This window comes from Yersinia sp. 1252 StPb PI (assembly GCF_048593885.1).
Lineage (GTDB): Bacteria > Pseudomonadota > Gammaproteobacteria > Enterobacterales > Enterobacteriaceae > Yersinia > Yersinia enterocolitica_E.
On the sequence record NZ_JAZGQE010000029.1, the window covers coordinates 1 to 19,843 of the forward strand.

Below are 19,843 nucleotides of genomic sequence, written 5' to 3' on the forward strand. Positions count from 1 at the left end.
CGATAGTTCACTTGTTTTGTATTAAATCCTTCTACTGTCAGTGATATACCTGCCCCTTTTTTGATTAAATTATGTCGAGTTCTGGGGTCATCAACGTTTAATACATTTCCTCTGAAACCTTGTTTTTTCATATGGTTTAAAAAATTCTTAAAACAGCATGAAGAGGAAAAAACAGTGCTTTGTAGTAATGTAAGCTGTTTTAAATGCGCTGATTTATTCGGTAATCCGTTTATATGTGATCCGTATAGCAAAATTGCTTTACAATTGGTGGCTAATCCCACATCAAAACCACAGTCTTTTATTTCTTTGGTGCTTAATATTATATCTAGCTGATTTACGTCTGGAGTGTTCTCCTTTAACGTAATGTTACAGTTGCCGGAATCTAAGAAGTAGTCACACAGAAAACCTGCATGTTCTGATTTAAGTTGATGCGTACCAATATTGATCGTGCCACTTTTGTTTTTTTTGCAGGCCGTGCTAAGTTCAGTTAAACAGGTGTACGCAGGGTAAATGTCATTATAAAGTGCTTCTCCCATATCCGTTAGTTTTAGCCCGGTGGTTGTACGCGTGAATAGTTTAAAACCAAGTTCATCCTCGAGTATTTTTATACTCCTGCTCATTGGCGGCGGTGTGGAAAATAATTTAATGGCCGCGTTGGTCAGCGAGCCTTCCTGAACCGTAGTAATAAATACCAGCAAATTTTTTGAGAGAAACATATGCACCACTTTGTTGTAGTTAAATGCGCCATATGTAGACTGCAATATATATTGATATATAATTGTTAGTCTATTTCACATATTGGAAAGGTAGTGGTGATTTTTGTCAACTTGTAGGAATAACATGCATTTACAATCCAATAATAGGTCGGATTATTATCAATGGGATATTTCTCAATCAGATGAGATTAATTCTTATATTGCTATAGAGCATTATATCGCTAATACCTCTAAAGAGGTATTAGCGATATCCCTGATATACCTCAGCCACTCGTTTAAAGTACTCGGTCAAATAGTCGATACAGACCTGAACTTTAAGTGGCATTTTATCTTTCTCGGTATAGAGTGCATATACTGGGCGCGGATCTGAATGGTATTTTTTAAACAGTATTTCCACCTCGCCGCGTTTAATTTCCTCTATTACCCACATTAACGGTGCGTAAGCGATACCGGCACCCGCTTTAAGCCAACAGATCATGGTTTGTGAGTCATTGGTGACAAAGCGGCCCTGTGGCGATATTTGCGTGGTAATACCTTCTGGTGCGATTAGCTCAAAGTTACTGTCTGGTCGCACGCTATATTCCAGCCAGGAGAAATTGGTCATATCACTGGGTTTTTCTGGTGTGCCATGTTGTGCTAAATAACTTTTGGCGGCGCAGACCACCATCGGCATGGAACCAAGGCGGCGTGAAAATAGCCCCGAATCCTGTAATGCACCAACGCGGACCACCACATCTAAACCATCGGCAATTAAATCCGGTGCCGGAATGCCGGTAACCAGATTAACGGATAGGCCGGGATACTCTTTCAACATCTCTGCTGTCATCGTTGCCAGTACATTTTGTGCCATCGTTGATGAGCAGCCGATGCGTAAGGTTCCGGTTGGGGTGTTGTTAAAGGCATAGAGTTGTTCATGGACTTCCTGTACTTCCTGCAACATGCGCCGACAACCCTGATAGTAAATTCGGCCTGCCTCAGTTAAACCAATGCGGCGAGTACTGCGGTTAAGCAGCTTAACATTCAGCTCGGTTTCCAGTTTTGACACTGTTTGGCTAATCGACGACACACTCATTTCTAACTGCCGTGCGGCGCCAGTAAAAGACCCACATTCAACCACCTTGGCAAATACTGACATCCGTTTTAGTCTTTCCATGGTCCACCCTGAGTTGATTGCTAACGCTTGATTGTTAACTGTAGCTTAAAAGTGATTTAGATCACACATCGTAGATAAGGTGATAATAAGCAGGCTAATATACTGCTGTCGGGAGAATCGTTTTAGGTTTGCAAGCCACGCTGTCGAAGTGTTATCTCGCCTCGCTAAGGTTACAGTCATGTTGCTTAGTTAAGTTTAACCTACAAGTTAGTCTTATGGCTGGTTCACCGGCACCCTATAATAGAAAGGATCTACAGAATGACGTTGCTTCCGGTGATGGTGATATTTGGCCTCTCTTTTCCGCCAATATTTTTTGAGTTGCTCCTTTCGCTGGCGCTGTTCTTTATTTTGCGCCGTGTGCTACAACCTACTGGTATTTATGAGTTTGTCTGGCATCCGGCACTCTTTAATACCGCGCTGTATTGTTGTCTTTTCTATTTAATATCCCGTCTTTTTTCCTGAGGTCGCCGTGAGTACTTTTTCATTAAAAATAATCCGTATCGGCATCACCTTATTGGTGGTTTTACTGGCGGTTATCGCTATTTTCAAAGTTTGGGCTTTTTATACCGAATCACCCTGGACCCGTGATGCCAAATTCACTGCCGATGTGGTGGCTATCGCACCGGATGTCAGTGGCTTGATCACCGATGTGCCGGTAAAAGACAATCAACTGGTGCAGAAAGGGCAGATTTTGTTTGTTATTGACCAACCGCGCTACCAGCAGGCGTTGGCTGAAGCCGAGGCCGATGTGGCCTATTACCAAACACTGGCGGCGGAGAAACAGCGTGAGTCCGGTCGGCGGCAACGTTTAGGGATTCAGGCGATGTCACAAGAAGAAATTGACCAGTCCAACAACGGATTACAAACCGTCAGGCATCAGTTGGCAAAAGCTATCGCAGTACGGGATTTAGCCAAACTTGATCTGGAACGCACCACCGTGCGTGCGCCCGCACAAGGTTGGGTGACTAATCTGAATGTTCATGCCGGGGAGTTTATTAACCGTGGCGCCACCGCCGTTGCACTGGTGAAAAAAGATACTTTCTATATTTTGGCCTATTTGGAAGAGACCAAGCTGGAAGGGGTTAAAGCCGGGTATCGGGCGGAAATCACCCCACTGGGCAGCAACCGTATTTTGCACGGTACTGTCGACAGTGTCTCCGCCGGTGTCACCAACAGCAGTAGCAGTGTCGATAGCAAAGGGTTAGCGACGATTGACAATAATCTGGAATGGGTGCGGTTGGCGCAACGAGTACCGGTGAAGATCCGTTTGGACAGTGAAGATCAACAGCATCCCTATCCCGCAGGGACGACGGCTACCGTGGTGATAACCGGGGCGACTGATCGCAATCCTAATCAGGCTTCGCCGATTGTTAAGTTGATGCATCGCCTGCGTGAGTTTGGCTAAGATGAACAGCCCGACCTTTATTCGCCTGCGCTTTGCGTTCAAACTCAGTTTTGCCATTGTGGCCGCGCTGTTTCTGGGCTTTCATCTGCAATTGGAAACACCACGCTGGTCGGTGCTGACGGCGGCCATTGTTGCTGCTGGCCCGGCATTTGCTGCGGGCGGTGAGCCATTCTCTGGTGCGATTCGTCACCGAGGCTGGTTACGTATTATCGGGACATTCATCGGCTGTATCGGTGGTTTGGTTATCATCGTTCTGACTATCAGAGCACCAGTATTAACCCTGATGCTTTGCTGTTTGTGGGCTGGCGTTTGTACTTGGATCTCCTCACTGGTTCGGGTTGAGAACTCTTACGCATTCGGGCTGGCGGGTTACACCGCGCTGATTATCATTGTCACCACCGGTGAAACGCCATTACTGACACCGCAGTTTGCTGTCGAGCGCTGTAGCGAGATTGTGCTGGGGATCGTCTGCGCGGTGATGGCGGATCTGCTGTTTTCACCACGATCGATCAAGCAGGATATTGATCGTCTGGTCGATAAGGTGTTGGTAGATCAATATAAATTATTGCAGTTATGTATTCGTCCGGCAGAAAAAAACGATATCGATCGCGCCTGGAATGATCTGGTTAAAAATACCACGGCACTGAATGGGATGCGTAGTTATCTGATGATGGAATCTTCCCGCTGGCAGCGCTGTAACCGCCGCTTACGGGTATTGCACACGGCGTCATTAGCCCTGATCACTCAAGCCTGCGAAACCTATCTGGTATTGATCAATCATCCTGACTTACTCAGTGCCGAGCTGAAAGCGATGCTGAGTGAACCGGCAGAGACGCCGGCTGAGATTCATCAGCAGATGAAGAAATTGCGTCAATATATTGGCGGCAGTCACAGTGCGGCGATCCCTGCGACCATCAGCAGTTGGGTGGGGGCGGCGACACGCTATTTATTGCTATCAAAAGGGATTCATACCAACAGCAGTATCAGCCGGGTGGAAGAGGGTATTCTGGACGGCGATGAGCCAATCAAACATGTTTCAGCCGAAGGTCATCATGCGATGATCAATGGCTTGCGTACCGGTATTGCTACGGCGATCGGCGGCCTATTCTGGCTGTGGACTGGCTGGACATCCGGGGCGGGCTGTATGGTCATGATTGCGGTGGTGACCTCACTGGCAATGCGCACCCCCAATCCACGGATGGTGGCGATCGACTTCCTGCTAGGGGTGATTATGGCGCTACCTATTGGGGCGCTCTATTTCATGTTTATTATCCCTGCGACCCAGCAAAGTATGCTGTTGCTGTGCATCAGTCTGGGATTACTGGCATTTATTATTGGTATCGAAGTGCAAAAGCGCCGTCTTGGCTCGCTGGGAACATTGGCCAGTACCATCAATATTATGGTGTTGAGCAACCCGATGGAGTTTAATGTCAGTATGTTCCTCGACAGTGCGCTGGGGCAGATTGTCGGCTGTTTCGTTTCTCTGATTGTGCTGTTGTTGATCCGCGATAATGCCAAGGACCGAACCGGCAGAACCTTGCTAAACCGCTTTGTTTACAGTGCTGTATCGGCATTGACCACCAATAAAGCCCGCCGCAGCGAAAATCATCTACCGGCGTTGTATCAACAACTGAATCAATTATTGATGATGTTCCCCAGTGATATTGATAAGTATCGACTGGCATTAACGCTGATCATCGCCCATCAGCGGCTCAATAACACCGAGATCCCAGTTAATGCTGAATTGAGTGCTTTTCACAAACAGATCCGCTATACCGCCGATCGGGTTATCAATGCCAAAAATGACCAGAAGCGGCGCTATTACTTTGCTCGCTTACTACAAGAGTTGGATCAATATCAGCAGAAATTAGTCGATTATCAATCGCCTGATTCTGTTATCCGCCCGGTAAAGCGGTTGGCGGATATGTTGCATCGTTATCAGAGTGCGCTTATCTAGCGATACTCTTCGTCCTTGAAACCACAGGGTTGTTAGCGGCGCTTACTTACCCGAATCACTGACCTGAGTCAGCTCATCGGGATGCGCTCACTGGCAGCCTACCTGCAACTCCAAGTTCTTTGGGTATATACTTCATAGTGAAGCAACCTTCCTCGCCCTCCATTGATGGGGGCATCCTTTCCCTCAGGAGGTCGACAAGATGTCAGCACAAAATCTATTACGCGATCCATTGCAAAATCCATTACAAAACCAACGACACAGCGACGGTGTGTACCATATCGGCTATTTTGTTGGTGGTAAATGGCATCAGGCGCAGGACACTTTCGACGTACATAACCCTGCTACCGGCCAGTTGGTGGCGAAAGTGGCTAAATCGGGTACCCAAGAAACTGAAGCCGCGATTAAGGCCGCCAGTGCGGCTTTCCCCGCCTGGCGAAAAACACCCGCCAAGCAGCGAGCGGAAATTCTTCAGCGTTGGTATTTGTTGATTATGGAACATCAGCAATCATTGGCTGAGATAATGGTTTCTGAGCAAGGTAAACCATTGAAAGAAGCCTTAGGCGAGGTCGCCTATGCCGCCAGCTTTATTCAATGGTTTAGTGAGCAGGCCAAACGTGCCAATGGTGAGATTATTCCGCCAGCCAAAGAGGGGGCACGCATTCTGGCTACTCGCGAACCGGTTGGTGTGGTGGCGGCCATCACGCCGTGGAATTTCCCGCTGGCAATGTTAACCCGCAAACTGGGGCCAGCATTGGCTGCCGGTTGTACCGGATTGATTAAACCGGCCAATAACACGCCGTTATCCGCTTTTGCTTTACTGGCATTGGCAGAGCAAGCCGGTGTGCCTGCTGGCGTACTCAATGGTGTTGCGGGTGACACGCATGCCATCAGTGATGCCATCATGGCCAGCCCGGAAGTGCGTAAAATCTCCTTTACCGGCTCAACCGAAGTTGGCAAAACCTTAATGCGTAATGCCGCAGCCACCATGAAGAAAATTTCCATGGAACTGGGCGGTAACGCGCCGTATATCGTGTTTGATGATGCTGATTTGGATGCCGCAGTTGCTGGTGCGATGGCATGTAAATTCCGCAATGCTGGGCAGGTGTGCGTGTGCGTCAATCGCTTCTATATTCAGGATGGCGTGTATGACGAGTTTGTCAGCCGTTTAGCCACTGAGGTTAAAAAACTGCATGTTGGTAATGGTATGGATAAAGACGTCAATATGGGGCCATTGATTAATCTCGCCGGGCTGGAGAAAGTCGAGGATCACGTCAAAGATGCGCTTGAGAAGGGCGGTCGCCTGCTGGTGGGGGGCAGTCGTCATCAACTGGGGGGGAATTTCTTCCAGCCTACAGTTATTGCCGATGCTAATGAGCAGATGAAAGTCGCCTCTGAAGAGACATTTGGCCCACTGGCTGCCTGCTTCCGCTTCAAAACCGAAGAGGAAGTTATCAAACGGGCTAATGACACGCCGTTCGGGCTGGCAGCTTACTTCTATACTCAGAATCTGCAACGTGTATTCCGGGTTTCAGATGCATTGGAAAGCGGTATGATTGGTGTCAATGAAAGTTCAGTTTCTACTGAGCTGGCACCTTTCGGTGGTGTTAAAGAGTCTGGCCTTGGCCGTGAAGGGTCAGTGCTGGGGTTAGATGAGTTTATGGAAGTCAAAACCCTGCATTTGGGTAATTTATAAATTGGATTGGTGAATAAAACGTGGGCATGGGTTATCGCAATGAGCAGCACAACAGTTATTGGCAGCCTGAGGGTTAAGGAGAACCATGAATAAACGACTTATGGCCATTCTGGGCGCGATACTGTTGCTGGCTGTGGCGGCATTGCAGGGGATTGGCGGTGTCACGGCGCGTGATATCGGCCAATCGGCGGATCTGGAACGCCCACCTTTATCGGCACCTGCATCGATTGAACAATTGACCCAGCACCAGCAGGTGGCTAAATACCTACAAGTGCATCATCGCCTGCCGGATTTTTATCTTACCAAGCAGCAGGCGCGTGCGCAGGGCTGGGATCCCAAAGACGGCAATCTGTGTAAAGTATTGCCAGGCAGAGCGATTGGCGGCGATCGTTTTTCTAACCGTGAACGCCAACTGCCTGAGGCGAAAGGCCGTAACTGGCGTGAAGCCGATGTTAATTATCGTTGTGGGCATCGCGGTAGCGATCGTTTGCTGTACTCCAATGATGGCCTGATTTATCTAACTCAGGATCACTACAAGCGTTTCATTCGGATGGAGTGAGAAGATGGTAAAAGTGGTATTTGATTTTGACCATATATCCGATCTTCCTGCATTTTACCGCGCATTTTGCCAAAAATTTGCGCTGAGCGAAGATTTTGGCGCCAATCTGGATGCTCTGTGGGATGTGGTCACCGGTGAGATAGCCTTACCGGTAGAGATTGAATTTATTCATTTCAATCACCGCCACAAACGCCGCTTTGGTGCGATTGTGCTGCTGCTTGAGGAAGCGGAAGAGGAGTTAGCAGGCAGCCTGCGTTTCAATATAGTGTGAATTAGCCTTCTTGAGTCGGGAGCCGAGTCAGACCCGGCCCCGCCCGATTATTGCTGCTTTTCAGACAGTTCACGCAGATATTGGAAGATCTGACGGAATGATTTCGGCGGCTTGTTAGTGGCTTTCTCTTTCTGGGCATTACGTATCAGGCTACGCAGTTGTTGGCGATCCGCATCTGGATATAGATCCAACACCGTAGGGATCGCGACATCACCTTCTTCAACCAAACGGTCACGCAGCATTTCCAGCTTGTGGAACAGCGAGATTTGTTGGTTATGGCGATTTTTCAGCTTATCCAATGCGGTTTGGATAGGTTCTACATCACGGGCACGTAGCATTTTACCAATTAACTGGATCTGGCGGCGGCGGCCTTCTTTCTTGATTTTCTGTGCCAGTTCAACGGCTGCCAGCAGATCTTCATCCAGTTGGATTTTCTCCAGCGCATTTTTACCCAGCTCAACCAGCTCGGTGCCGAGTTCTTTCAGTGCTTCGGCATCACGTTTAATTTCACTTTTACTGACCCAGATAATTTCATCGTCATCTTCGTCTTTATCTTCTGGGACTTCATCTAGCCAATCTTCGGGCTGTTTGTTCATGGTCAAATTCCTTAAAAAGAGGCTAATCGTAGCAGGTTGTTGGCTTTCTGCGAAATAGTACAAAGATCTCTGATAGACTCAGAACCATGGCGTTCTATATTGTATCCGTGTAAGTCGTCGTGTTACGACTCTTTCCTGAACGATTATCTCATTAATTATGGCAGACTGATGAAAGTAGTCACTCAAGTTGCAGAACAGCGTAAAACGCTGGAACAAGCGGTTGCACAGGCTTTGGAATTGGCCCGTGCGGGTTCTGATGCGGCCGAAGTCGCTGTAAGTAAAACCACCGGAATTAGTGTCAGCACTCGCTTTGGTGAAGTGGAAAATGTGGAGTTCAACAGCGATGGTGCGCTGGGAATTACTGTTTATCACCAGCAGCGTAAAGGTAGCGCGTCTACCACCGATTTAAATCCAGATGCAGTCGCCCGCACGGTGCAGGCTGCGCTGGATATTGCTCGTTACACTTCACCTGATCCTTACGCTGGCGCGGCAGATAAATCGCTGCTGGCTTTTGAGGCGCCTGATTTGGATCTGTTCCATCCGAGCGATTTGGATGCAGAACAAGGTATCTTGCTGGCCGCCCGGGCGGAGCAGGCTGCATTGCAGGCCGATAAGCGGATTACCAATACCGAAGGTGGCAGTTTTAACAGCCATTATGGCATCAAGGTGTTTGGTAACAGCCACGGCATGTTACAGAGCTATTGCTCAAGTCGCCATTCGCTTTCCAGCAGCGTTATCGCTGAACATAATGGTGATATGGAGCGAGATTACGCTTATACCATTGGCCGGCGGATGGAAGATTTAGCCAGCCCGGAATGGGTTGGTGAGGAGTGCGCTCGTCGTACTTTATCCCGCTTATCGCCACGTAAACTGCCGACCATGCAATCACCGGTGCTGTTTGCCGCTGAAGTGGCGACCGGTTTGTTTGGTCACTTGGTTTCGGCGATCAGCGGCGGCAATATCTACCGTAAATCGACCTTCTTGCTCGATCATTTGGGTAAACAGATTTTACCTGAGTGGTTAACTATTGAAGAGCACCCACATTTACTGCGTGGTCTGGCTTCGACCCCGTTCGATAGTGAAGGTGTGCGTACTTTACAACGGGAAATCGTTAAAGATGGGATACTGCAAACCTATCTGTTGACCAGCTATTCAGCCCGTAAACTGGGGCTGCAAAGTACCGGTCATGCTGGTGGCATCCATAACTGGCGCATTGCCGGTCAGGGGCAGGATTTCGCCGGAATGCTGAAGCAATTGGACAAAGGTTTGGTGGTAACTGAACTGATGGGCCAGGGTGTCAGTACCGTAACCGGTGACTATTCCCGCGGCGCGGCAGGTTTTTGGGTTGAAAACGGTGAGATTCAGTATCCAGTCAGTGAGATAACGATTGCCGGTAATCTGAAAGATATGCTGCGTAATATCGTCAGCGTAGGCAGTGATATCGAAACCCGCAGTAACATTCAGTGTGGCTCTGTTTTATTACCTGCGATGAAGATTGCGGGCGAATAACATCGTGTAGCTTCACATCTAAAGCTGGCATTGGTTGCTGGCTTTTTTTTTGATTTTTATTCAGCCCTCATCTCATTTATTAATTGATTACAAGAAATCATTGTCAGTTTCAGTGTCTATTGCCTATGTTAAGTGTGAGCAATGTACTAATGATCAGTATTTCAATAACAATAATCCCATCCCCAATTTGGTCTTGCTGCGAAACCTTGCTGCAACGCCACGTTAGAAGGGTATAGAAGGAATGTGAGCATGGGTAAGAAAATGATGGCGTTAATGGCGGCGGTGTTACTCAGCGCCAGCACTTTAGCGATGGCTGCCAGCGTGGCTGATAACATGGAAACCATTGCTGATAATTACGGCAAAGTGTTGAAGGCTGACTCTACTGATGTGATGAAGCAAGGCTTGCAGGCGATGCGTGCAGCGGCGCAGGATGCACAAAAGGGCATACCTACCAAGTTGAAGAGTAAAGGCGAGGGTAGCGCGGAGGTGAAGGATTTCCGTCATGGTTTGGACTTATTTATCGGGCAGATTGATGGTGCGCTGGCATTAGCGAATCAAGGCAAGCTCGATGAAGCTAAAAAAGCAGCGCAAGACTTTAAACCGACCCGCGATACCTACCATAAAAAGTATCGTTAATAATCCCTTTCACCCGAATCACTAACTTGAGTCAGTGATTCGGGGCTTGTCCATTTGCCGCCTGGCGGTAACGCCAATGGCTTTGGTCATAGTGTTAGCGGTGATATTCACCGGCTGCTTCTGGCTGGTACAGCAGTTCTAACACAGTAATGCGGGCTTCATCCCCACCTGGTAGCTTCCAACTAATTTCATCATTGACGTGCAGCCCCAGCAATGCCGCGCCCAGCGGAGCCATCACTGAAAGTTGTTCGTTACTGTCTTTTAGCGATGCCGGATACACCAGCGTGCGGATATGCTCTTCCTGGTTATTCAGATCGCGAAAACGCACACGGCTATTCATGGTCACCACATCTGCCGGAATGGCGTTTGGTGGCAGAATTTCTGCACGATCCAGTTCTTCATTGAGCGCTTGAGCGACCACTGTACCGGCAAAAGCCGGTTGCGCCAGTAACGCATCCAAACGTTCAGCATCCAGCTCGTTAATCGTGATGGTTGGCTTGGTCATACTACTCTCCAATTCAATTTCAACAAAACATATACCCGTCATACTTCAAGCTGCATGTGTGTTAGCTGCGCTCAATAACCCGAATCACTTACAACACAGTAAGCTCATCAGGATTATCTCCCTTGCCGCCTTCATGCAACTCGAATTATTTAGGGTATAAAAACAACACCCCCGCGCCATAGGAGAGGGGGTGTTAGAAAATAGCTAAATATTTATCTGATATTAGGCGCTTCTGACTAGAAAAGAAAGAGATCAGGATCACGAACTTTTTTCCACTACAAACCGCACTGACGTATTTATATAAAAGTTATTTTGTTGTTAATGATTAAGTTAACTATCTAACAGGCGTTTTTTGCGAAAGTGATCCCACCGGTACATTACATTTCCACTTTGAACTGGAAAAAAAGCCGCTACACAGCTATTCCGCTTGCAGGTAGGGTGATGTTACAGCGCAGAGAGAAGATAACTGAACTTATCTTTATCGTCAGAAAGTTGTTACAGACCTTAAATAATTCGAGTTGTGGGTAGGCGGCAAAGGAGTGAGTCCCTGAAGTAAGTCACTAGGGCGAGAAAACGCAGCCAACGGCCCTACAACCTGAAGTATGACGGATATAGCAAAAATAGGGGATTGCCAGCGTGAATGATGTAGCCGCATTAAATGCCGCCGAGGAACCTGGAAAAGAAGAGGTAATGATTATTACTGAGCGGGTATTAGCTGAAATTACCGCGATGTTAAATAGTGAAAATATTTTTACCAATAAAGTTCAGCAACAAATGTTGACATCACATATTCGTGCCATGGTATTGCGTTCCATAACTGGTGAGCCATTACCTGAAGTGGATAAATCATTATTTGATGAGATTTCAGCACATTCGATGCAAATGGCCCAGCAAGTGGTCGATAAATTTGCCAATTTGCCCATTGAAGAAGCCTATTTGTTGTCGGTGCATTTTGAAGTAGCGAAAGACAATAACCCATAAAACAGTGATCTGGAGAAGTGACTATGAGTCAAATTACCGTTGTGATTGGCGACCGTTTAGGTAAAGGCCAAAAAGTGGGCCAGGGTGTTGAATTGGCTGGTGGCCGCGTAGTGGTTATTCCCGGTGTTGCCGCAGACATGAAATTGGGTGATGTGATGAACAGTGAAAAAGCTGACTTTGGCATTTCATTCTGCGGCAGTGGCGGTGCGGGTGCTATTACGGCGCAAAATAAATATGGTTACAAAGCAAAATACGGCATGCGTTCTGTGGAAGAAGGCGTGACGGCAATAAATGAAGGCTGCAAAGTGCTGGGCTTCGGATTTATGGATAAAGAAGAATTAGGCCAGAGATTAGTCGAAGCTTATATCAAGAAATACGGTCAACCGTAATGAAAGAGCAATATACCACTCAGGTGCAAGTGAAAGGTAAAGGCGATACTAAGGAAAAAGCTTTCGCTAACGCACTCGGTAATGTCCAGAATACGGTGTTGAAATCGACACAAAATATTCTGTTACGGATTGAGCCACAAGACGTAAAAGTATTAAACGCAGAATTATCAGTTAAAAATGAGAAGTTTTTATTCTTTTTCCTGCCGCGTGAAAGAAAGACATATAGCGTTGAATTAGATATTACCGTGAACGTGACAATTATTAATACGGATAAGGTCGTCTTCATATCTAAATGAAAAGGATATACTGATGTTTCTAATCATTCTTTTTAAGTCGATTATTATCGGCGGACTGGTCGGTGTGGGGGTAGGTGTTGGGGCCGCCCGTATGTTTCATGCACCGACAATACAGGGGATGGGGGCATTTCGTACCTTGGGCGAACTGAACTCATGCGAGGGAGATCCGGCGTCGCACTTCTCCTTTGGATTAGGCTTCTTCTTCAACGCCTGGGCCTCTTCGGTGGCAGCAGGTGCCTTTACTCAGGATGTCGACCACCGCATCATTCCTAACTGGGGTGCCGCCGCATTGATGATTAAAAATCGTAATGTAGCGGAAACCATGCATAACCCGAAAAAGATGGCAATTGCCTGCGGGATTATCGGGGTTATTGTTGTCAGTTTCCTAAACACCACTGCTTCTGCGGTACCAGCAGCATTACAGGTTACGGCCATTAAAGTATTGGTACCAGCAGCAAATATTCTGGTTAACACCGTGATGCCGGTTATTTTCTGGCTGGCGGCTATTGATGCCGGGCGTCGCTCTGGTTTCTGGGCCACTATTTTTGGCGGGTTGGCTCAGCTAATTATGGGTAACGCCGTACCTGGTCTGGTGTTGGGTATTTTAATTGGTAAAGGTGTTGAGGAAAGCGGCTGGAATAAAGTGACTAAGATCATGATGACAGTGATTGTTCTGTTATTTGTGCTCAGTGGTTTCTTCCGCGGATTCGATCTGAAATTCCTGGAGTCATTTAGCCTGAGCGCGCCGGTTTGGCTCGATACCATTCATAACGCATTGAGCGGAAAATAATATAACGAGAGGAGCTTGATGATGGATGAACAAACCAAGAAGAATTTCTGGTATGCCGACTGGTCATTTCCAATCTTTGTAGGATTATTATCCTCCGGCGTATTTGCAGGTACTCATATGTATTATTTATATGGTATCGGTGCATTTAACGAAGTGGCATTTGTTTCAATGCTACGTGCTGGTATGGATACCGGTGTTTATGGTGCGGTGGCTGCATTTGGTGCCAGCTTCTTATTCGCCCGTATTATTGAAGGTTCGCTTGTCGGTATTTTGGATATTGGTGGCGCGATTCAAACCGGTGTCGGTCTGGGTGTGCCAGCATTATTACTGGGTGCCGGATTTGTCTTCCCGGTGGCTAATTTTGCCGCCTCACTGGTAACCGGCCTGATTATTGGTTTAGCTATCGGCTATCTGATTATTTTGGCGCGTAAATTTACGATTAACCAAAGTAATTCTACTTATGGTGCCGACGTTATGATGGGGGCCGGTAACTCCTCTGGCCGTTTCCTCGGGCCATTGATTATCCTGTCAGCCATAACAGCATCAATTCCAATTGGGATTGGTTCTTTAGGTGGCGCTTTACTGTTTTATCTGTGGAATAAACCAATTACCGGCGGCGCGATTTTGGGTGCCATGATTTTAGGGTCTATTTTCCCAGTCGCTATTTCATGATGTCAGGGGTAAATATTCAAATTACCGGATATTTACCCTGCTAACACTGCTGCAACGTCAAGTAAGAAGGACATAATGGAGAATAAAGATAATGTATGACTTTATTATCACACGCGCACTATTAGTTGACGGTCGTCAGGTTAATATCGTAATTAATGATGGGAAAATTGTGGCCGTCGATGCGGCTATTGCCACTGAAGATAATAATCAAGCCGAGCCTTCAGTTTCTTGCGCTAAAAAAGTGTTGGATTTGGCCGGGAAATATTACATCAGTGCTGGCTGGATTGATTCCCATGTGCATTGTTACCCCGCATCTCCTATTTATCATGACGAAGCTGATTTGGTCGGAGTCGCCAGTGGCGTGACGACGGTGGTGGATGCCGGCAGCACCGGTGCCAATGATGTGGATGATTTTTACCGCCTAACCCGTGCCGCCAAAACCCATGTTTATGCTTTTCTGAATATTGCGAAAACCGGCATCGTGACGCAAAACGAATTAGCGGATATGGCGCAGATTGATAAGCAAAGTGTCAGTCAGGCTATTGGCCGTAATCCTGGTTTTATTATCGGTATTAAAGCCCGCATGAGCAGCAGCGTGGTCGGTAAAAACGGCATTAAACCGTTGGTGCGAGCCAAAGAGATTCAACAAGAAAATAATCAGCTACCCTTGATGGTACATATTGGCAATAACCCGCCGGACTTGGATGAGATTGCCGACTTGTTAACGCAAGGCGATATTATTACTCACTGCTATAACGGTAAACCCAATCGTATTCTGACCCCTGCCGGGACCTTGCGTGATTCTATCCAACGCGCATTGAAACGCGGTGTATTACTGGATGTTGGGCATGGCAGTGCCAGTTTCAGCTTTGATGTTGCCGAACTGGCCATCAAGCAAGGTATTTACCCGCACACCATCAGCTCCGACATCTATTGTCGCAACCGTATTAATGGGCCAGTGCACAGCCTGGCGACGGTGATGTCCAAATTTTTCACCCTCGGTTTGAGCCTTAAACAGGTTATTGCTTGTGTGACAGAAAATGCCGCGCAAGCTCTGCATTTGACTCACAAAGGGATGCTGGCAACGGGCTATGACGCTGACCTGACGATTTTTGAGCTGAAACAGCAACCTCAGCTATTCAGTGATTCAGAAGGTAAATCGGTTACCGGTGAGACATATCTGGTGCCACTGGCGGCGGTCGTTGCTGGTGACGTAGTATTAACTGACGAAGGGAAGTCAAAAGATGTCTTCAGTATATGAAAAATACCAGTTAAAACATGTAATTAATGCTTCTGGTCGCATGACGATGTTGGGCGTTTCAACGCCACGGCAGGATGTGGTTGAGGCGGTAGATTTGGGCCTAAACCATTACTTCGAAATGAAAGATTTGGTCAATAAGACCGGTGCTTACATTGCTGATTTGCTGAATGTTGAGAGCGCGGTGGTTGTCTCCTGTGCTTCTGCCGGTATTGCTCAGTCGGTCGCTGCGGTGATCGTGAAAGATGATGCCAATTTGCTGGTTAATCTGCATGCTGCCCCGCGCGCAGTGCCGCATGAAATTGTTTTACCGAAGGGCCATAACGTTAACTTCGGTGCGCCGGTCGATACCATGGTGACGCTGGGGGGAGGCAAAGTGGTGGAAGCCGGTTATGCCAACGAATGTTTACCGGAACAGTTGGAAGCGGCGATCACGCCAAATACTGCGGCGATCTTGTATATAAAATCCCACCATTGTGTACAAAAAAGCATTTTATCTGTTGAGCAAGCGGTAGTGATTGCGCGCAAGCATCAATTGCCATTAATTGTTGATGCGGCTGCAGAAGAAGACTTGCAATGTTATTACCAGATGGGTGCAGATTTGGTGATTTACAGTGGTGCCAAAGCTATTGAAGGGCCAACCAGCGGGCTGGTGTTAGGCAAGAAGACCTATATTGATTGGGTGAAGTTGCAATCAAGTGGTATTGGCCGGGCGATGAAAGTGGGTAAAGAGGGTATTCTCGGCCTGACCCATGCTATTGAAAGCTATATGACGCTGGAAAAAGAGACCGGCCAGCAAATGATAGAAAAAATGACACCATTTATCAGTCAGTTAAATACCATTGACGGTGTGTCTGCGAAAGTAGTTTGGGATGCTGCCGGGCGTGATATTGCCCGTACTGAAATCAGTTTTGATGAAGCTAAAATGGGGCGCTCGACACCGGATCTGGTGGATGCGCTGAAAAATGGCGATATTGCTATCTACTTCCGCGCCTATAAAGCTAATGAAGGCAAAATTGAAGTGGATGTGCGCAGTGTCACGCCATTGCAACTCGAGATTATTTATACCTGCATTAACCGCCTGGCTAAGGGAGCCTGACTGATGAAATTGACCCCGAATTATTACCGTGACCGGGTGTGCCTGAATGTGCTGGCCGGTTCAAAAGAGAATGCACGCGAGATTTATCAAGCCGCTGAAGGCCATGTTCTGGTGGGAGTGTTATCGAAGAACTATTCGGATGTCGATAGCGCAGTCAAAGATATGCGCGAATACGCGGCTGTTATCGATAATGCCCTGTCGGTAGGGTTGGGCGCGGGGGACCCGAAGCAATCAACAATGGTCAGCCAGATTGCGCAGCAGGTTCAACCGCAACATGTGAATCAAGTGTTCACCGGTGTTGGCACAAGTCGTGCTTTATTGGGGCAGCATGATACGGTGGTTAACGGCCTGATTTCGCCGACCGGCAAAGTGGGTTACGTAAATATCTCCACCGGGCCACTCAGTTCACAGCAAAAGGAAGCGATTGTTCCAGTGACCACCGCCATTGCTATGTTGAAAGATATGGGCGGCAGTTCGCTAAAGTTTTTCCCAATGAACGGGCTGGACGCTATCGATGAGTACCGTTTTGTGGCTGAGGCTTGTGCTGCTACCGGCTTCTGGTTGGAACCCACCGGCGGCATCAGTCTGGATAATTTTGAACAAATCGTACAAATCGCACTGGATGCCGGGGTAACGAAAATTATCCCGCATATCTACAGTTCGATAATCGACAGCAAAACGGGCAATACTCGCCCAGAAGATGTGCGAGCCTTATTAGCTATCGTGAAAAAAATAGTACCGTAATTATTTGATTTACCTGATATAAACTCACTGGCGGTGAAGGCCTGTGTTGCCGTGTGAGATAACGCTCCCCCTCTGGCCATGGTGGCGGGGGGATGCCCATACACCCTGAATAACGGAGTGGAGCAGTGAGATTTCCCTATCAACGTCTGGCCTACATGTTCGATGCATTGCAATCGGAAACGCTGCCTCAGGATGAGCTGGCGAAACGTTTTGCGGTTTCGACACGTACCGTGCGGGCAGATATTACGGCGTTGAATGAGATCCTTGAACATTATGGTGCGCACTTTATCCATAACCGTGGCTTTGGCTACCGATTGATGATCGATGATGCTGAACGCTTTCGTGCTCTACAGCAGCAAAACCGCAAAACGCACCTAACCCCGCGAACTGCCAATGAGCGAGTGCATTACCTGTTAATCCGTTTTCTGACCTCTGCTTTTTCATTGAAGCTGGAAGATTTAGCTGATGAATGGTTCGTTAGCCGTGGCACATTGCAAAATGATATGGCTGAGGTGAGAGAAAGGCTAAACCGATACCATCTGACGATTGAAACCAAGCCACGCTACGGCATGAAATTGTTTGGTGCCGAGTTGGCTATCCGCACGTGTTTGACCGACCTTTTGTTTCAGCTACATCTACAAGATGCTGATAACCCATTATTAAAGAATGAGTTTCTTAACATTCAGACTATCCCCGAATTAACGGGATTGCTGCATGAGCTATTGGCGCAATATGCGGTACGGTTAACTGATGAGGGCGAGCACTACCTGATTTTCTACTGTGCTGTGGCGATCAAACGCATCGCTGACGGTTATCCGTTATCAGACTTTGATGCCGAAGATGTGGATGAGGCGGTCAAACTCGCCTCCGGCCGTTTGGCAAATGAGTTGAAACTATTATCGGGCAAAGACATTTCGGCAGCAGAAGAAGCGTATTTGCGGGTCAATATTGCCGCCCGCCGGGTGCAAGTCAGCCAGCCTGGTACCAGTCGCCCCAGTGAAATCAACGCCGATGATGAAGAGACATTGGTGGATTATATCCTCTCTTATATCAACGCCCACTATAACTACAATTTGCAGGGCGATAAGCAGTTACGAATTGATTTACTCACCCATATCAAGACCATGATTACGCGGGTGAAGTATCAGATAACTATCCCTAATCCATTGTTATCCAATATTAAACAGCACTATCCGATGGCTTATGACGTAACACTGGCGGCGGTATCCAGTTGGGGCAAATATACGCCTTATAGCTTGAGTGAGAATGAGATAGGCTATCTGGTACTGCACATCGGTGTTGGGTTGGAACGCCATTACAATATTGGTTATCAACGTCATCCACAGGTGATGTTGGTGTGTGATACCGGTAACTCCACTACCCGAATGATTCAGGCGCAGATTGCTCGTAAGTATCCGCAGATCGTGATGACACAGACCATTTCCCTGCGTGATTACGAAAATCTCGACCATATCGACGAAGATTTTATTATTTCTAACTCACGTCTGGCGGAAAAGAATAAGCCGGTGGTAGTAATGTCACCGTTTCCGACTGAATATCAGTTAGAACAACTGGGTAAGTTGGTGCTAGTGGATCGCACTCGCCCTTATATGTTGGAAAAGTTTTTCGACAGTAATCATTTTATGATTATCGACCAGCCGATGACACAAGAGCAGTTATTTAAAAAAGTGTGCAGTCAGTTGGAAGAGGAAGGGTTCGTTGATGCGGACTTTTACCCATCGGTGGTGGAGCGTGAGGCGATTGTCTCCACCATGCTGGGGGAGGGGATTGCACTGCCACACTCACTCGGTCTGTTAGCCAAAAAGACCGTGGTGGTTACCCTGCTAGCCCCCAATGGCATTGCCTGGGGTGATGGTGAGGTAGCCCATGTCATTTTCCTGTTAGCTATCAGTAAAACTGATTATGAAGAAGCGATGGCGATTTACGACTTGTTCGTTACTTTTGTGCGAGAGCGTTCAATGAGCCGTTTATTGAGCAGTCAGCATTTTGATAGCTTCAAGGCGATAGCGATTGATTGTTTGAGTCGAATTTAATTTTTTGTTATTGATTTAGTGGATTGATTCGGTTGATGTTCGTTTAGTTATCGGTTCGGTTGATATGAGATTGGTTCTCAATTCCCCTCCGATGCCTCAACCGCCAAAGGGGTTACAAGCGCGTAACCCCCTTGGAACCCCTGCGCTTACGCACGTATCGCTTGTCCACTTCGTGGATACCCTCTTTCATCGTTTCGGTTGACAGACCGCCGTGATTCGCTCCTGCTCAAGCACGTCTCGCTCGGCTTCCCTGCCTCGCGTCCTACCTACTCTCCTCATTCGGCAGCTCAAATGTGCTTTTAACATCACAACCTAAAAACAGGGTTTTGAATTAGCTTTTGATGTTGAGCGCAATCAGGAATATTGCCGACAAGGAGGGAGGGTAGAGTGAGCCGCCATGGACGGCGGCGAAAAGCGCGCTTGAGCATGGATGCGAATCGCGCTGGCTCGTCAGCCCGAAAGATGCAGGCGGTTTACCCGCAGGGCAATATTTCGAGCAAGCCGCAGGTGAAGGAGGGCCGGCTTGCCCTCCTTCTCGGTTGAGGCGATAGAGATCAGAT

Annotated in this window: 21 protein-coding genes; 17 read left to right on the forward strand and 4 right to left on the reverse strand. The window is 47.6% G+C overall.

All coding sequences use genetic code 11. The annotated features are described in order from the left end of the window. Together V2A85_RS06720 and aaeR are read right to left on the reverse strand one after the other, a co-directional pair. Positions 1-716: LysR family transcriptional regulator (locus tag V2A85_RS06720; RefSeq protein ID WP_420071114.1), on the reverse strand; the 716-nt coding region annotated here is incomplete at its 3' end. Positions 717-957: 241 nt separating this feature from the next. After that, entirely contained in the window at positions 958-1,869 is a 912-nt protein-coding gene (aaeR, locus tag V2A85_RS06725; protein ID WP_372560409.1) for an HTH-type transcriptional activator AaeR, read from the reverse strand. Positions 1,870-2,127: 258 nt separating this feature from the next. Here aaeR and aaeX point away from each other — a divergent pair, with 258 nt between their 5' ends. The 6 genes from aaeX (at position 2,128) to V2A85_RS06755 (ending at position 7,754) form a co-directional block, all read left to right on the forward strand. After that, positions 2,128-2,331: a p-hydroxybenzoic acid efflux pump operon protein AaeX gene (gene aaeX / locus V2A85_RS06730; protein ID WP_372560410.1), complete on the forward strand. Its 204-nt coding sequence runs from the start codon at positions 2,128-2,130 to the stop codon at positions 2,329-2,331. A gap of 7 nt (positions 2,332-2,338) precedes the next feature. Next, positions 2,339-3,274, forward strand: a complete 936-nt coding sequence (gene aaeA, locus V2A85_RS06735; RefSeq protein WP_420071115.1) for a p-hydroxybenzoic acid efflux pump subunit AaeA — start codon at positions 2,339-2,341, stop codon at positions 3,272-3,274. Position 3,275: 1 nt separating this feature from the next. Further along, complete coding sequence (aaeB, locus tag V2A85_RS06740; protein ID WP_372560412.1) at positions 3,276-5,231, forward strand: p-hydroxybenzoic acid efflux pump subunit AaeB; 1,956 nt, start codon at positions 3,276-3,278, stop codon at positions 5,229-5,231. 199 nt (positions 5,232-5,430) lie between these two features. Further along, a complete protein-coding gene (locus tag V2A85_RS06745) occupies positions 5,431-6,924 on the forward strand; it encodes an NAD-dependent succinate-semialdehyde dehydrogenase (protein ID WP_420071116.1) in 1,494 nt (497 codons plus the stop codon). An 85-nt stretch (positions 6,925-7,009) separates the two neighbouring features. Continuing rightward, positions 7,010-7,483: a ribonuclease gene (locus tag V2A85_RS06750; protein ID WP_372560414.1), complete on the forward strand. Its 474-nt coding sequence runs from the start codon at positions 7,010-7,012 to the stop codon at positions 7,481-7,483. A gap of 4 nt (positions 7,484-7,487) precedes the next feature. After that, positions 7,488-7,754, forward strand: coding sequence for a barstar family protein (locus V2A85_RS06755; protein ID WP_083162214.1), 267 nt, complete (start codon positions 7,488-7,490; stop codon positions 7,752-7,754). A 47-nt stretch (positions 7,755-7,801) separates the two neighbouring features. Here the strand turns inward: V2A85_RS06755 and yjgA are convergent, their stop codons facing one another. Continuing rightward, positions 7,802-8,350: a ribosome biogenesis factor YjgA gene (gene yjgA / locus V2A85_RS06760; protein WP_083162216.1), complete on the reverse strand. Its 549-nt coding sequence runs from the start codon at positions 8,348-8,350 to the stop codon at positions 7,802-7,804. Positions 8,351-8,518: 168 nt separating this feature from the next. Here yjgA and pmbA point away from each other — a divergent pair, with 168 nt between their 5' ends. Next, the gene (pmbA, locus tag V2A85_RS06765; protein ID WP_372560415.1) at positions 8,519-9,859 is read left to right on the forward strand and encodes a metalloprotease PmbA; all 1,341 of its coding nucleotides are present in this window, start codon (positions 8,519-8,521) and stop codon (positions 9,857-9,859) included. A 249-nt stretch (positions 9,860-10,108) separates the two neighbouring features. Next, the gene (gene cybC, locus V2A85_RS06770; protein ID WP_083162220.1) at positions 10,109-10,495 is read left to right on the forward strand and encodes a cytochrome b562; all 387 of its coding nucleotides are present in this window, start codon (positions 10,109-10,111) and stop codon (positions 10,493-10,495) included. A 94-nt stretch (positions 10,496-10,589) separates the two neighbouring features. Here the strand turns inward: cybC and rnk are convergent, their stop codons facing one another. Continuing rightward, positions 10,590-11,000: a nucleoside diphosphate kinase regulator gene (rnk, locus tag V2A85_RS06775; RefSeq protein ID WP_372560416.1), complete on the reverse strand. Its 411-nt coding sequence runs from the start codon at positions 10,998-11,000 to the stop codon at positions 10,590-10,592. Positions 11,001-11,636: 636 nt separating this feature from the next. On the opposite strand from rnk, the gene V2A85_RS06780 reads away from it, so the two are divergent. The 9 genes from V2A85_RS06780 (at position 11,637) to V2A85_RS06820 (ending at position 19,283) form a co-directional block, all read left to right on the forward strand. Next, positions 11,637-11,981, forward strand: coding sequence for a PRD domain-containing protein (locus V2A85_RS06780; protein WP_083162222.1), 345 nt, complete (start codon positions 11,637-11,639; stop codon positions 11,979-11,981). A 23-nt stretch (positions 11,982-12,004) separates the two neighbouring features. Beyond that, positions 12,005-12,370: a glycine-rich SFCGS family protein gene (locus V2A85_RS06785; RefSeq protein WP_004878063.1), complete on the forward strand. Its 366-nt coding sequence runs from the start codon at positions 12,005-12,007 to the stop codon at positions 12,368-12,370. Then, a complete protein-coding gene (locus V2A85_RS06790) occupies positions 12,370-12,666 on the forward strand; it encodes a DUF4312 family protein (protein WP_083162226.1) in 297 nt (98 codons plus the stop codon). The genes V2A85_RS06785 and V2A85_RS06790 overlap by 1 nt, the downstream gene beginning before the upstream one ends. 13 nt (positions 12,667-12,679) lie before the next feature. After that, positions 12,680-13,456, forward strand: a complete 777-nt coding sequence (locus tag V2A85_RS06795) for a DUF4311 domain-containing protein (RefSeq protein ID WP_004392358.1) — start codon at positions 12,680-12,682, stop codon at positions 13,454-13,456. A gap of 21 nt (positions 13,457-13,477) precedes the next feature. After that, positions 13,478-14,128, forward strand: coding sequence for a DUF4310 family protein (locus V2A85_RS06800; protein WP_420071123.1), 651 nt, complete (start codon positions 13,478-13,480; stop codon positions 14,126-14,128). A 91-nt stretch (positions 14,129-14,219) separates the two neighbouring features. Next, on the forward strand, positions 14,220-15,389 hold the full coding sequence (locus tag V2A85_RS06805) for an amidohydrolase/deacetylase family metallohydrolase (protein WP_420071117.1): 1,170 nt from the start codon (positions 14,220-14,222) through the stop codon (positions 15,387-15,389). Continuing rightward, entirely contained in the window at positions 15,373-16,485 is a 1,113-nt protein-coding gene (locus tag V2A85_RS06810; RefSeq protein WP_372560419.1) for a DgaE family pyridoxal phosphate-dependent ammonia lyase, read from the forward strand. The genes V2A85_RS06805 and V2A85_RS06810 overlap by 17 nt, the downstream gene beginning before the upstream one ends. 3 nt (positions 16,486-16,488) lie before the next feature. Next, a complete protein-coding gene (gene dagF / locus V2A85_RS06815; protein WP_372560420.1) occupies positions 16,489-17,229 on the forward strand; it encodes a 2-dehydro-3-deoxy-phosphogluconate aldolase in 741 nt (246 codons plus the stop codon). 125 nt (positions 17,230-17,354) lie between these two features. After that, the gene (locus V2A85_RS06820) at positions 17,355-19,283 is read left to right on the forward strand and encodes a BglG family transcription antiterminator (RefSeq protein WP_420071118.1); all 1,929 of its coding nucleotides are present in this window, start codon (positions 17,355-17,357) and stop codon (positions 19,281-19,283) included. Positions 19,284-19,843: the final 560 nt, after the last annotated feature.